The sequence below is a fragment of the Gordonia sp. i37 genome (assembly GCF_002043085.1).
GTDB classification, from domain to species: Bacteria; Actinomycetota; Actinomycetes; order Mycobacteriales; family Mycobacteriaceae; genus Gordonia; species Gordonia polyisoprenivorans.
In genome coordinates, this window is the sequence record NZ_MVPX01000169.1 from 1 (window position 1) to 14,321 (window position 14,321).

The window sequence follows — 14,321 nt, forward strand, 5'->3', positions numbered from 1 at the left end:
GGCCCCCGCCGCCGATCTGGCCGTCCTCCCGGGCACCCGGGCGACGCTCGCGGACCTGGCCTGGCTGCGCGCGCGGGGCATCGATGCCGCGCTGATCGCCCGGGCCGCCGCCGACCGCCCGACGCTGGCCATCTGCGGTGGATTCCAGATGCTCGCGCATCGCATCGTCGACGGGATCGAATCCGTCGCGGGTCCATCGGCGGTCGACGGTCTGCAGATCTTCGACATCGACGTCGCCTTCGGTACCGACAAGGTGGTGCGGCGGGTGTCCGGATCGGCGGCCGGGCACCGTATCGAAGGCTATGAGATTCATCACGGACGGGTGGTGCGCTCGGCAGAGACGGGGTGGCTCGTCGACGACGCCGAGGGTCCGGAGGGAGCGCGACGCGGGGCGACGTACGGCACACACTGGCACGGGCTTCTCGCCTCCGACGGGTTCCGCCGGGATTTCCTCCGCGAGGTGGCGGCGAGGTCGGGGATACCCGATTTCGCACCCGCCGCCGATATCAGCGTCGATGCGATACGCAGCGCCCAGGTCGACCGGATCGCCGATCTGGTGTCGGCTCATCTGGACCTCGACGAGCTCGTCGAGATCGTGCGGTGCGGCGCCGACCCGGGACTGCCGACGATCAGACACTCCCTCCAACAGAGGACGCGTTGAGCCACGCGCGACGTGGGCGATCACCTAGGCTGAGCCGGTGGAGACTGAACAGCGCACGGTGGACGTCGGCGAGTTGACCTTCGACGTCACCGTGGGAGGACCCGACCGGGGGCCGTGGGTGCTGCTGCTGCACGGATTCCCGGTGAACGGACAGTGTTACGACGCTGTCGTGCCCCGCCTGCACGAGGCGGGTTTGCGGACGATCGTGCCGAATCAGCGCGGCTACAGCCCCGGGGCGCGTCCGAGCGAGGTCGCCGCCTACCGCATCGATCACCTCGTCGCCGACGCCATCGGAATCCTCGACGCGATGAACGTGCACTACGCACTGCTCGTCGGCCACGACTGGGGCGGGCTGGTCGCCTGGCATCTGGCATCGCGCTATCCCGACCGCTTCACCGGTTTCGTCGCGGTCTCCACCGGTCATCCCTCGGCCACCCGGGACTCCCTGGCAAGCAGTGACCAGCGTGAGAGATCCTCCTACATCAAGGATTTCATCGCCGACGGTGCCGAGGAGAAACTCCTGGCCCGTGGCGGCGTGCTGCTGCGTCGCGCCGGGGTGACCGCCGAGGAACTCGAACCGCTCAAGGAACCGGGAGCGCTGACCGCCGGACTCAATTGGTACCGCGCGAACTTCACCGGCGACATCGCCAAGACCATGTCGTGCGGGCCGGTCGAGATCCCGACGACCATGGTCTGGAGCGACGGCGATGCGGCTCTGGGTCGTGAGCAGGCCGAGCGCAGCGGACGATATGCCTACTCCGACTTCAGGTTCTGTGTCCTGCCCGGCATCGACCACTGGATTCCGCAGAAGGCGCCTGCCGAACTCGCCAGCGAGATCAGCCTGCGCTCGGCGGTGTTCTGAGGTCCGGGAGCCCGTCGGTACCCGGACCTCGGCCGGTCACGAGCGCCGGTTGGTTCACGAGCGCAGCGTCACCAGTCGAGGTCGAGTCCGAGTAGTGCGTTCTCCAGGACCTCGGGCATCGCCGGATGAATCCAGTACTGACCGCGCGCCATCTCGGCTGCACCCAGCCCGAAGGACATCGCCTGGATCACCGGCTGGATCACCGTGGGTGCCTGCGGGCCGATGATGTGGGCGCCCAACAGCTTTCCGGTACCTCGTTCGGCGATCAGTTTGCAGAACCCGGTGGTGTCCTCCATCGCCCAGCCGTACGCGACGTCGCCGTAGGCCTGGACCTTGACGGTCACGTCCCAGCCGGCCTCGCGGGCCTGTGCCTCGGTGAGTCCGACCGCGGCGATCTGCGGGTGGGTGAACACCGCGGCGGGCACGTAACGGTGATCGAAGGACACCAGATCGCTTGCCTGCCAACCCTTCAGGAGATTGGCCTGCACGACGCGTTCTTCGTGGTTGGCGACGTGCTTGAGCTGATAGGGCGAGCTCACATCGCCCAACGCCCAGACCTTCGCCGCGTCGGTGCGGCCGTGCTCGTCGACGACGACCCGGCCGTCGTCGGACAACTCGAGTCCGATCGTCGCAAGTCCCAACCGATCCCCGTTGGGCTCGCGGCCCACGGCCACCAGCAACACGTCGGCCTCCAGGGACGGGCCGTCGGCGGTATGCACCCGCACGCCGCCGCCGGGTAGGTTCTCCGCGCCGGTGACGGCGGTGTCGAGGTGCACATCCCAACGGTCCCCGGCGATTTCGGTGAATCGCTCGGAGACCGAATCATCGAGTTTGCGCAGCAGCCGTGGTCCACGCGCAACGATCGTCACGTCGGTGCCCAACGCCCCGAAGACATGGGCGAACTCCGCGGCGATGTAGCCGCTGCCCAGGATGATCATGCGACGAGGCAGTTCCTCGAGGCGCATGACGTCGTTGTTGGTGTGGTAGCGCACCCCGGAGGCGGCGATGACGGCGGGGATCGTCGCCCGCGACCCGGCGGCGATGACCACCTCGTCGGCGAGTACCACCGCGTCGTCGGTCACCAGACGGTAGCGGCCGGCGTCGTCGCGGCCGTCGAACTCGACGTGCGCGTCGTAGACCGTGATGTTGTCGCAGTCCTCCACGCGATAACGCTTGCCGCCCTGGGAGATCGGATCGATCCGCCCGAACACCCGCGAGACGATCGCGGGCCAGTCGACCCCGGCGACGCGCGAGTCGACGCCGTACTTGCCGCCGTGCGCGGCGATCTCGGCGACCTCCGAGGAGTAGACGAACATCTTGGTCGGGATGCATCCGACGTTCAGGCAGGTGCCCCCGTAGACGCCCTCCTCGAAAATGGCGATGCTCCGGTCGGCGAATCGCTCGTCGGGCAACGAGTTCCCGCTACCCGACCCGATGATCGCGAGATCGACATGCGCGGTGGTGGTGGTGTCGATGGTGGTGTCGGGCACGGGGCCGGTCACCGTCCTTTCGTGGTCGTGGCAACGTCGAGTGTCCTCGTGAGCCAGGTATCGACCTCCCGGTAGGCCTGCTCGCGCGAGTGGGCGACCGACAGGAAGACGTCGTGGCGGGCGTCGGTGATGGGGACGGTCGTCACGCGGTTGCCCAGTGATCCGCTCCATGCGGCGATCTGGGTGACGTCGAGGACGGCGTCGGCGGCGTCGATCGCCGTCGAGTAGCTGCGGCTGAAATGTGTTTTGTCCGAACGCAGGACGAGCGCCGGTACGCCGATGTCGATGCCATGGTGCAGGCGGCGCTGCGCGGTGCGCACCGCGTTGAGGAAACCGAAGGTGACCGGGAAGCCGCCCATGGGCTTGCGCTCGAGGTCGTAACTCCACTCACCGTTGGCGCTGTCGTGCAGGCTCTCGCCGTACGCGGCCGAGAGTTCCTGCGGGATAACGGTTTTCGGCCGGACGGCGGCGACGGTCTTGATCAGCATGCTCACCGGATACGTGCGCAGCAGTGCCTCGCCCTGCAGATCCAGCCACGGACTGTTCAACATCAGTCCGGCGATGCGCTGGTGGCGCTCGGAGTCATTGCGCCGCAATCGATCCAGCCACATCGCTGCGATCAGTCCGCCGGTGGAATGCGCGCCGACGATGATCGGTGTGTCGGCGCCGAGCTCGCCGACGATGAGGTCGATCGCCGCATCGAGTTCCTCGTCGTAGACCTGCAGATCGGTGGCGTAGTGCGGCGTGTGGTGCGACTCGAGTGACCGGCCGCACTTGCGCAGATCGATCGCGTAGAACGCATAACCGAGGTCGGCGAAGTGGTCGGCGAGCGGCTCGTGGAAGAAGTAGTCGGTGAACCCGTGGATGTAGATCACCGCGCCGTGCTCGGCGTGGCGGTCGGCAGCCGGGCGTCGCACGAGCGTCGCGGTGATCGGATCCTCGTCGTCGGGATCGGGCCACAGCGCGATGGTCGCCACCTCGTACCGGTCGAGGAACCGGTCGGGCTGCCACTCGGGCGTGTCGGTGTTGATGGATTTCGGGGTGGTGGACTGCTGGGTAGAGGACTTCTGTGGAGTGAACTGATCGGCGCTGTCGGCACGGGCGCGGGAAGACGTCACGAATCCACTCTAGGCCGCTGGTGGGAGGTCCTCGTCGATGTCGCCCAGCCCACAGTTGCGCGGAGTGCTTGTGGCCGGGCGCCACCGATGGGGGAGAATGGCTGTCACGAGAGAGGGCGAGGGTCGTCCCGGCTGCGTGAATTGGGGTCCAGGTGTCTCAAACGGTGATCAAGACGGATGTGGCGTTGGTGGGCGCGGGCATCATGAGCGCGACGCTTGGCGCACTGTTGCGCCAGCTCGAACCCAGTTGGTCGATCAGTCTGTTCGAGCGGCTCGACGCCGCTGCCGCGGAGAGCAGCGACCCGTGGAACAACGCGGGCACCGGCCACTCGGCGCTGTGCGAGTTGAACTACACCCCCAAGACCGCCGACGGCGACGTCAACATCGACAAGGCGCTCAACATCAACGAGCAGTTCCAGGTTTCCCGCCAGTTCTGGTCGCACGCCGTCGACAACGGCATCCTCACCTCGCCCGACGAGTTCATCAATCCGATCCCGCATGTGAGCTTCACCCATGGCCAGGCCGGTGTGGACTACCTGCGCAAGCGTCACGAGCGGCTCTCGAGCCAGGTGCTGTTCGAGGGCATGGAGTTCATCGACGACCCCAGCGAATTCACCAAGCGGCTGCCGCTGATGTCCATCGGGCGCGATTTCTCCGATCCGGTCGCACTCAACTGGTTCACCGACGGCACCGACGTCGACTTCGGCGCGCTGACCCAGCAACTGCTGAACTTCGTGAGCCAGGGCGGCGACATCCACTTCGGGCACGCGGTGACCAACCTCGACAAGCAGTCCGACGGCAGCTGGATCGTCAAGCTCAAGAACCGCCGCACCGGCGAGAAGTGGTCGGTGCATGCGAAGTTCGTGTTCGTCGGGGCCGGTGGCGGGGCGCTGCACCTGCTGCAGAAGTCGGGGATCGCCGAGGCCAAGGGATTCGGCGGCTTCCCGGTGTCGGGTGAGTTCTTCCGGTGCACCAATCCGGATCTCATCGACCAGCACCAGGCCAAGGTGTACGGCCAGGCGGCGGTCGGTGCGCCCCCGATGTCGGTGCCGCACCTCGACACCCGCGTCATCAACCACAAGAAGGGGCTGTTGTTCGGCCCGTACGCGGGATGGTCGCCGAAATTCCTCAAGAGCGGCAAGATCACCGATCTGCCCGCGTCGGTCAAGCCGGGCAACCTGATCCCGATGATGTCCATCGCGCCCAAGGAGTTCGGGCTGCTCAAGTACCTGATCAGCGAACTCGCCGCGAGCCCGGCCGATCGGGTCAAGACGCTGCAGGAGTTCGTGCCGCGCGCGCTCGGATCGGACTGGGAGCTGATCACCGCCGGTCAGCGTGTCCAGGTGATCCGCAAGACGGGTGCGGGCGGCTCGCTGGAATTCGGCACGGCCGTCGTCGCCGCCGGTGACGGCACGATCGCGGGTCTGCTCGGTGCGTCGCCCGGTGCGTCGACCGCGGTGCCCGCGATGCTCAACGTCCTCGAGCAGTGCTTCCCGACCGAGTACCGGTCGTGGACACCGAAGCTCACCGAGATGATCCCGTCGTTCGGCCAGAAGCTCTCCGACAACCGCGACCTGTTCCGGCAGGTGTGGGGCTGGACCAGCGCGAGCCTGCAGCTGACCGGCAACGCACCGCTGATCACCGGCGACGACCCGGTGGCCACGACTGCGGGGTGACCGACCCCACGGCGGTCTGAGATAGTTGGCGACATCATGACGTCATCGAGCCCGCGTACCTACCGCCTGCAGTCCCGACCGGCCGCCGACCTCGACCCCACCACGCTCTACCGCATCCTGAGGTTGCGGGTCGACGTGTTCGTGGTCGAGCAGGCATGTCCGTATCCGGAACTCGACGGCCGTGACCTCGAGCCGTCGACGCGCCACTTCTGGTGTGTCCCCGATGACGAGGCAAGCGCCGACACGGTGGCCGCGACGCTGCGGCTGATGCAGGACGGGTCCGACGCCGACGGTCGACCGGAATTCCGGATCGGCCGGGTGTGCACCGAGAGATCCCATCGGGGAGAGGGACTGGCCGCACGCCTGTTGTCGGCGGCCCTCGAGGAGGTCGGCGATCATGTGTGCCGCATCGAGGCGCAGACCTATCTGGCGCAGATGTACGCGGCGTTCGGCTTCCGCGCCGACAGTGACGAGTACCTCGAGGACGGCATCCCGCACGTGTCGATGATCCGGGTCGCCGGGAGCGGCCGGTGAGTGCCGAGACGGTGAGTGCAAAGACGGTGAGCCCCGAGACCCTGGTCACCGCGGATCCGACGTCTCGTCCGGTGATCCGCTACCCCTTCACCGCGGTGGTGGGGCAGGAGCGGCTCAAACTTGCACTCATCCTCAGTGCTGTTTCGCCGGGTATCGGGGGTGTACTGATCCGCGGTGAGAAGGGCACCGCGAAATCCACCATCGTGCGCGGACTCGGACCCCTGATCGGCGAGGGACGGGCCGATCAGGCGGGTCGGGTCGTCGAGTTGCCGATCGGGGCCACCGAGGACAGGGTGATCGGGTCGTTGGATCTGACGCGGGTGCTGCGCGACGGCCAGGCCGAGTTCACGCCGGGGCTGCTCGCACGTGCCGACGGCGGTGTGCTCTACATCGACGAGGTCAACCTGCTTGCCGATCATCTCGTCGACGTGCTGCTCGACGCGGCCGCGAGTGGTCGGGTCACCATCGAGCGCGACGGCGTCTCACACACCCAGTCCGCCGACTTCGTCCTCGTGGGCACGATGAACCCCGAGGAGGGCGAACTACGTCCGCAGTTGCTGGACCGGTTCGGACTTGCGGTCGACGTGAGCGCGGGTCGTGATGTGGACGAGCGGGTCGAGATCGTTCGTCGGCGGATGGCGTTCGACGCCGACCCCACTGCATTCGCGGCGGCCTATTCCGATGCCGAAGGCGAACTGGCACAACGGATCGCACACGCCCGCCGACTCGTCGACGGCGTGGAGCTGCCGACCGCGCAACTTCGACGGATCGCCGGTATCTGCGCGCACCTACAGGTCGACGGACTGCGCGGCGACATCGTGGTCGCGCGCACGGCAACGGCCCACGCCGCGTTGCGCGGCGCATCCGAGGTCGACGCCGACGATGTCCGAGTGGCGGTCGAACTCGCACTGCCGCACCGGCGTCGGCGTAACCCGTTCGACGAGTCGGGCCTTGATGATCAGGAGCTCGCCGACGCACTCGCGGCCGGTGACGAAGCGGCGGGCCCCGACGACACCCCGGAACCACCGGATGGCGGTGGGCCGGACGGGAATGCGCCGGCAACCGATCAACCGGATGGGGGTGGTCCGGACGGCTCGGCAGCAGACCCCGCCGAATCATCCATGCTGACTGACGATTCGGCTCCCAGCGATTCGGCTGCCGATGGTTCCGCACCCGCCGAGCCCGATTCCGACGCCTCGGGTCCGACCACCCCGGGACCGCGGCCGGGCGGTGTCTTCGGAGCGCCGACCGACTCGACGACCGCGCCGCGCATGCGCAGACTCACCGTCGCCGGGATCGGCGACGGCGAGCCGGGCCGGCGCTCGGCGGCCCGCAGCCGACGCGGATACACCATCGCCGCGGCGGAATTCGATGCCGGGACGCCGGTCCACCTGTTCGGCACCGTCCTGAATGCCGCCGGCCGGGGGACCGAGGAGGACGGACGAGTGCGGGTGCGTCGAGAGGACCTGCGCGGTGCCCATCGGATCGGGCAGGAGAGCAACCTCGTCGTCTTCGTCGTCGACCTGAGTGGATCGATGACCGCTCGCCGCAGGCTCGCAGTGGTCAGCGAGTTGTGTGTGGATCTGCTGCGCGACTCCTACACCCGACGGGATCGGGTGGCGGTGATCGTCGCCCGCGGTGCCCGCGCCGAACTGGTCGTCCCGCCGACCAAGTCGGTCGACATCGCCGTGCGCCGGCTGTCGTCGGTCCGGACCGGAGGACGCACCCCGCTGGCCGAGGGTCTGCTGGCCGCCGAGGAGCTGATCGCCCGAGGCCGCCGCATCGAACCCCAGCGACGTCCACTGCTCGTGGTCCTGACCGACGGGCGCGCCACCGCCGGGCCCAACGCCGCGCCACGCGCGCGTGCTGCGGCCGCGTCGATCGGACGGCAGGGAATCGACGGGGTCGTCGTCGACTGCGAGCAGGGAATGGTGCGTCTCGGCCTGGCCGCTGATCTCGCCGCCCACCTGCGCGCCGATCTGATCCCGATGGACGAGCTGGGTGTGGCGGCCCTCGGCCGATCGGTGCGCCCGAACACGGCACCGGCGGCGCGGATCGGTCCGCCCGCCGCCTGAGCGCACACCGCCGGCACGCCGTCCGGACGGCCGCACCGCCGCGCCGGACGTGACACCCTGGACACACAACCGGATTCGATCGGCGAACAAGGAGTAGGCACGTGCCGCAAGGCGTCCCCACCGCGATACCCGACGACGGGCTCACCACCCGACAGCGACGGAACATGCCGGTCCTGGCCGTGCACACCGGCGACGGCAAGGGCAAGTCGACGGCGGCATTCGGGATGGCGATGCGCGCATGGAACGCCGGCATGAAGGTGGCGGTGTTCCAATTCGTCAAGAGCGCAAAATGGCGGGTCGGCGAGGAGTCGGCGCTGACCGCGCTCGGCGAACTCCATGAGTCCACCGGGCAGGGCGGGCCCGTCGAATGGCACAAGATGGGACAAGGGTGGTCGTGGCTGCGCGCCAACACCGACGCCGCCGAGGATCACGCCGAGGCCGCCCGCGCGGGGTGGGCGGAGATCGCACGCCGGCTCGCCGCCGCCGAACACGACTTCTACGTCCTCGACGAGTTCACCTACCCGTTGCACTGGGGGTGGATCGACACCGACGACGTCGTGACCGCGTTGCGGGAGCGGCCCGGACGCCAGCACGTGGTGATCACCGGTCGTCGCGCCCCGCAGGCACTCATCGACTCCGCCGACCTCGTCACCGAGATGCACAAGATCGCCCACCCCATGGACGCCGGACGCAAGGGGCAGAAGGGCATCGAATGGTGACCGGCCCAGCCTCGATCCCCGCCGTGGTGATCGCCGCGCCCGCCTCGGGTAGCGGCAAGACCACGGTGACCACCGGCCTGATCGGGGCACTGCGGGCCGCCGGGCACCGCGTCGCGCCGTTCAAGGTCGGCCCCGACTACATCGACCCCGGCTACCATGCCGTGGCCGCAGGCCGCACCGGACGCAACCTCGACCCGAACCTCGTCGGTGCCGACCTCATCGCGCCGCTGTTCTCCTGGGGCACCCGCGGTGCCGACATCGCCGTCGTGGAGGGGGTGATGGGCCTGTTCGACGGCCGCATCACCGGCATCGGTGCCGACGGTTCCCATGACCCCGACGGTGGTGACCGCGTCGGGGGTGATCCCGATGGCGCCGACCCGAACGGCATCGGCTCCACCGCGCATGTCGCCGCACTGATCGGCGCCCCGATCATCCTGGTGGTCGACGCCGCCGGACACAGCCAGTCGCTGGCCGCACTGTTACACGGCTTCCTCGGCTTCTCGCCGACAGCCCGGATTGCCGGGGTCATCCTCAACCGGGTCGGCTCTCCCCGGCACGAGGCGGTGCTCCGCCAGGCGTGTCGTCGCGTGGGACTTCCGGTCTTCGGTGTGCTGCACCGTGATCCGAGCCTCACGGTGCCCTCACGGCATCTCGGCCTCATCCCGGCCGCCGAACGCAGCGCCGACGCGGTCGCCGCGGTGGCGGCGATGACCGCGACCGTGTCGGCGGGTCTGGACGTTCCCGCGATCGTCGCCGCCGCACGTACCCGCACCGCACAGTCGGCGCCGGCGTGGTCACCCGACGACACGCTCGCCGAGGTCCGCGGCCCCACCGATCCGCCCGCGGCCAAGCCGATCATCGCGGTCGCCGCCGGTGCGGCATTCACCTTCGGCTACGCCGAACACGCGGAGATGCTGCGGGCCGCAGGCGCCGAGACCATCGACATCGACCCACTGATCGACCTGCTCCCCGACGGAACCGCCGGCGTCGTCCTCGGCGGTGGATTCCCCGAGGAACACGCCGCAGAGTTGTCGTCGAACGCACCTCTGCGCGAGGACATCAATGAGCTCGCCCGGTCCGGTGCGCCGATCCACGCCGAATGCGCCGGACTGCTCTATCTGTGTCGCGAACTCGATGGACATCCGATGGCCGGGGTGATCGACGGTGTCGGGCGGTTCGGTCCGCGCCTGACCCTCGGCTACCGTGACGCTGTCGCCGTCGCCGACTCGGTGTTGTACCCGGCGGGCAGTCGGGTGACCGGCCACGAGTTCCATCGATCGACTGTCGAACTCGTTGCGGCACAACCTGCCTGGGCGTGGCGTGACGGCACGGCGCGGCCGGCCACCGACGGCATCGGGGCGGGCTCGGTCCACGCGTCGTATCTACACGTGCATCCGGTGGCGGTGCCGCGCGCGATCCTCCGGTTCGTTCGGGCCGCCGAACGTCGCGCAACACAGCGGGTCTCGCCGAACACACCTGCGGGAATCCGGCCCCGAGAGCCGCACATCGCGACCCGACGACGAGAGGAGAGCAGCCATGCCGGCCCATGAGGTGACCAAGGCCCTCGACGCACTCGCGTCGCACGGCGTCGACAACCCCGACATCCTGCGGGATCTGCTCGAGGCGGTGCTCCTCGTCGGGCAGGGGCTCGAACTCGACCATGCGCTGCAACGGATCGTCGAGGTCGCCGTGGGCGTGGTCGACGCCCAATACGGTGCCCTCGGTGTCCGGGGCCCCGACGGCGGCCTCAGCGAGTTCGTCTGGACCGGGATCACGCCGCAACAACGGGCGCTGATGGGGGCGTTGCCGGTCGGCCGCGGCGTGCTCGGGGTGCTGATGGACGATCCGCACGTGCTGCGAGTCCCCGACCTCGCCAAACACCCTGCGTCGGTGGGATTCCCGCCGCACCATCCGCCGATGACCACCTTCCTCGGCGCCCCGGTGATCATCCGCGGGTCCATCTACGGTCGGATCTATCTGACCGAGAAACGAGGCGGCGCTGGGTTCTCCGAACTCGACGAGACACTCGTCGCGGTCCTCGCGGTGGCAGCCGGGATCGCCGTCGACAACGCGCAACTGTTCGAGCGCGCCCGCACCCGACACCGGTGGATGCAGATCCTGGTGCGACGCGGATCCGAGCCGCTCGCCGGAATCGCGTTGTCGGACACCCTGTCCCGGATGTGCTCGGATGTGCGTGAACTCGTCGGTGCCGTCGACGTGTACCTGATCACCGACGAGGAAGGCGAACTGGCGGTGGAGGGCGCCACCCGCACCGGACTCGATCCGAGCGTGCTGAAGGTGCCGTCCTCGTCGGAGATGACGGTGCTACCCGCCGACGAGGTGGGCCCGGACCTGGCCGCCCGGGGTGCTCGATGGGTGACGCTGCAGCCGTTGCACCGGGCCTCGGGGACCTTCGGGTGGGTGGTCATCACCTCCGAACGCAAGCCGTTCTGGGAGGAAGAGGAGATCTCGGGTCTCGCCGGTGTCGCCGAGATCGTCTCCCTGGCCGTCGTGTACGCCGAACAGCAGCAGATGGCACGCGACCTCGAGGTTCTCGAAGACCGCCACCGGATCGCACGCGACCTCCACGATCACGTCATCCAGCGGCTCTTCGCCATCGGCATGTCCGTGCAGACCCTGCAGGCAGCCCGGGAGAACGGGGCCTGCTCCGTCGACGACTCGGTCAGCAACCGCCTCGAGCAGGTGATGACCGACCTCGACCGGACCATCGCGCAGATCCGCACGTCGATCTTCGACCTGCAGACCGTCTCCGGTCACCACGACACCTCGACGCTGCGCCGGCGCGTACTCGACATCGTCTCCGAGTTGTCGGCCCATGCGCCGATCGCCCCGAGTGTGCAATTCGTCGGACCGGTCGACACCGTCGTGCCCGACACGCTTGGTCCGCACATCGACGCGGTGCTGCGTGAGGGATTGTCGAATGCGTTGCGGCACTCCGGCGCCGAACACATCTCGGTGTCGGTCAGCGCCGACGACGTCCTGCGCGTGGAGATCAGCGACGACGGTGTGGGCATCGACAAGTCGGTCACCTATCGCGGACTGGCCAATCTCACCCGTCGCGCCGAGGAATGTGACGGGACCTTCGACATCGACACCCGGGGCGGAACATCCCACGGCCACGGTGGCACGACACTGACCTGGTCGGTGCCGCTGACCCCGGCCTGAGGCGGCTGCGGGCCGTCTCAGGCCTTGCCGTCGCGGATCTTGGTGGCCATCACCGCGACCTGGGTGCGGCGCTGCATGTCGAGCTTGGCCAGGATGCGCGAGACGTAGTTCTTGATCGTCTTCTCCGCGAGGAACATCTTCTGCGCGATCTGCCGGTTGGTCAGGCCGTCGCCGATCAGATTGAAGACCTCGCGTTCCTGATGGGTCAACTCCGCGAGCGGGTCGGCCTGCGACTTGCCGTCCCGGAGCTTGGCCAGCAGGGCGGCGGTGCTGCGGTCGTCGAGCAGCGACCCGCCGCGACCGACGGTGCGAACCGCGGCCACCAGGTTGCGGCCGAGGATCTGTTTGAGAACGAAACCCGATGCGCCGGCGAGCACCGCCGCGAGCAACGCGTCGTCGTCGGCGTAGCTCGTCAGCATCAGACAGCGCACCGACGGATCGACTGCGCGCACATCACGACAGAGCTCCACCCCGTTGCCGTCGGGCAGCCGGACGTCGAGGACGGCGACGTCGGGTCGGGCGGCGAGGATGCCGACCCGCGCCTCGGCGACCGTCGCCGCCTCACCGACCACCTCGATGTCCTCGGCGGTGCCGAGGAGATCGCGCAGTCCGCGCCGGACGAGCTCGTGGTCGTCGACGAGGAACACCCGCACGGGGTGTTCGGGACCGGCCTCGGATGGCTCCGCGGCGGTCGGGGTCTGGGGTGTCGGCGTCGGTGTCGGTGTCGGTGGCGCGGCCGGCGGTGCGGCGGGGGTGGCCTGGGATGGGCGCGGGTCTGTGGCCATGACTCGAAATTACCGCACCCGACGCCGCAGAACGCGACGTCGGTCCCCACTCATCCGGGACCTTCGGCTCACGTGGGACTGGTGAGGTTTCGCAAGAGTGGAACCCACGGGTACGCAAATCGCCAACTTAGGAGCTGCGAAGTGACAACCCTGATCGGATCCGCGAGCGACACCGGGATGACCGGGTCGGACCTGCTGCGCGAACTGCTGCCGGTCTGTGAGGCAGAGGTCGAGCGTCATATGAAGATGACCAAGGACTGGCATCCGCACGACTACGTGCCGTGGGACGACGGTCGCAACTTCGCCGCCCTCGGCGGCCTCGACTGGGACCCCGAACAGTCCAAGCTGTCCGAGGTGGCCAAGGCCGCGATGATCACCAACCTGCTCACCGAGGACAACCTGCCGTCCTATCACCGGGTGATCGCCGAGAACTTCACCCTCGACGATGCGTGGGGTTTCTGGGTGGGGCGTTGGACCGCCGAGGAGATGCGGCATTCAACGGTGATGCGTGACTATCTCGTCGTCACGCGCGGCGTGGATCCCGTGGAACTCGAAGAGACCCGCATGCAGCACATGACGCACGGATTCAATCCGCTGCCCGAGGACGACGGTCAGCGCGACCACAGCTTCGACATGCTCTTCGCGGTCAGCTACGTCAGCTTCCAGGAACTCGCGACCCGGGTGAGCCATCGCAACACCGGCAAGGCCTGCGGTGACCCGATCGCCGATCGCATGCTGGCGCGCGTGGCCGCCGACGAGAACCTGCACATGCTCTTCTACCGCAACATCGTCGCCGGCGCGCTCGACCTCGTCCCCGATCAGGCGATGTGTGCGATCTACGGCATCGTGTCGAACTTCCAGATGCCCGGCGCCACCATGCCGAACTTCCGACGCAACGCCGTCCTGATCGCCAAGGGCGGTATCTACGATCTCCCGCAACACCTTTCGGAGGTGGTGATGCCGGTGCTGCGCAAGTGGCGCATCTTCGAGCGCGACGACTTCGGCCCACTCGGCCAGATGTATCGCGACAAGCTCGCCGACTATCTCCAGGAGATGAACGTCAAGGTCGAGAAGTTCGAGCGCGCCCGCGAACGAGCGCTCGAACGCGAGGAGCGCAAGGCCAGGGCCGGCGCATGACGGTGATCGACAACCCGCGGAACCTGTTGGCCGACACCGGCGATGGTTGTGGACAGTGTTGCGGCTCCCCCCCCCCCC

General features: G+C 68.4%; 11 protein-coding genes and 1 pseudogene. 9 read left to right on the plus strand and 3 right to left on the minus strand.

The window, feature by feature from the left end; genetic code table 11:
* Positions 1–661 (plus strand): annotated as a pseudogene (locus B1964_RS08425) (cobyric acid synthase CobQ); the annotation flags it as partial.
* A gap of 37 nt (positions 662–698) precedes the next feature.
* Positions 699–1,523 carry an alpha/beta hydrolase gene (locus B1964_RS08430; RefSeq protein WP_079929480.1) on the plus strand — a complete coding sequence of 275 codons (825 nt, stop codon included), beginning with the start codon at positions 699–701 and terminating at the stop codon, positions 1,521–1,523.
* A gap of 68 nt (positions 1,524–1,591) precedes the next feature.
* Here B1964_RS08430 and B1964_RS08435 read toward each other — a convergent pair whose 3' ends face one another.
* Positions 1,592–3,013 carry a mycothione reductase gene (locus B1964_RS08435; RefSeq protein WP_014359766.1) on the minus strand — a complete coding sequence of 474 codons (1,422 nt, stop codon included), beginning with the start codon at positions 3,011–3,013 and terminating at the stop codon, positions 1,592–1,594.
* 8 nt (positions 3,014–3,021) lie between these two features.
* Complete coding sequence (locus tag B1964_RS08440) at positions 3,022–4,131, minus strand: alpha/beta hydrolase (protein ID WP_079929481.1); 1,110 nt, start codon at positions 4,129–4,131, stop codon at positions 3,022–3,024.
* A gap of 152 nt (positions 4,132–4,283) precedes the next feature.
* Here B1964_RS08440 and mqo point away from each other — a divergent pair, with 152 nt between their 5' ends.
* From mqo to B1964_RS08470, 6 genes are all read left to right on the plus strand, one after another.
* Positions 4,284–5,807, plus strand: a complete 1,524-nt coding sequence (gene mqo / locus B1964_RS08445) for a malate dehydrogenase (quinone) (protein WP_079929482.1) — start codon at positions 4,284–4,286, stop codon at positions 5,805–5,807.
* 36 nt (positions 5,808–5,843) lie between these two features.
* Positions 5,844–6,341 carry a GNAT family N-acetyltransferase gene (locus B1964_RS08450; RefSeq protein ID WP_079929483.1) on the plus strand — a complete coding sequence of 166 codons (498 nt, stop codon included), beginning with the start codon at positions 5,844–5,846 and terminating at the stop codon, positions 6,339–6,341.
* 26 nt (positions 6,342–6,367) lie between these two features.
* Entirely contained in the window at positions 6,368–8,416 is a 2,049-nt protein-coding gene (locus B1964_RS08455) for a VWA domain-containing protein (RefSeq protein WP_079929485.1), read from the plus strand.
* 101 nt (positions 8,417–8,517) lie between these two features.
* A complete protein-coding gene (gene cobO, locus B1964_RS08460; RefSeq protein ID WP_014359771.1) occupies positions 8,518–9,135 on the plus strand; it encodes a cob(I)yrinic acid a,c-diamide adenosyltransferase in 618 nt (205 codons plus the stop codon).
* Positions 9,129–10,685 (plus strand): cobyrinate a,c-diamide synthase, encoded by a 1,557-nt coding sequence (locus B1964_RS08465; RefSeq protein ID WP_079929484.1) that lies wholly within the window; start codon positions 9,129–9,131, stop codon positions 10,683–10,685. Before cobO ends, B1964_RS08465 begins: the two co-directional genes overlap by 7 nt.
* Positions 10,672–12,321 (plus strand): GAF domain-containing sensor histidine kinase, encoded by a 1,650-nt coding sequence (locus B1964_RS08470; RefSeq protein ID WP_006371351.1) that lies wholly within the window; start codon positions 10,672–10,674, stop codon positions 12,319–12,321. The genes B1964_RS08465 and B1964_RS08470 overlap by 14 nt, the downstream gene beginning before the upstream one ends.
* 17 nt (positions 12,322–12,338) lie before the next feature.
* On the opposite strand, the gene B1964_RS08475 is transcribed toward B1964_RS08470, so the two are convergent.
* Positions 12,339–13,106, minus strand: coding sequence for a response regulator transcription factor (locus B1964_RS08475; protein ID WP_006371352.1), 768 nt, complete (start codon positions 13,104–13,106; stop codon positions 12,339–12,341).
* A gap of 141 nt (positions 13,107–13,247) precedes the next feature.
* Here B1964_RS08475 and B1964_RS08480 point away from each other — a divergent pair, with 141 nt between their 5' ends.
* Positions 13,248–14,243, plus strand: coding sequence for an acyl-ACP desaturase (locus B1964_RS08480; protein ID WP_006371353.1), 996 nt, complete (start codon positions 13,248–13,250; stop codon positions 14,241–14,243).
* The last annotated feature ends 78 nt before the right edge of the window (positions 14,244–14,321 follow it).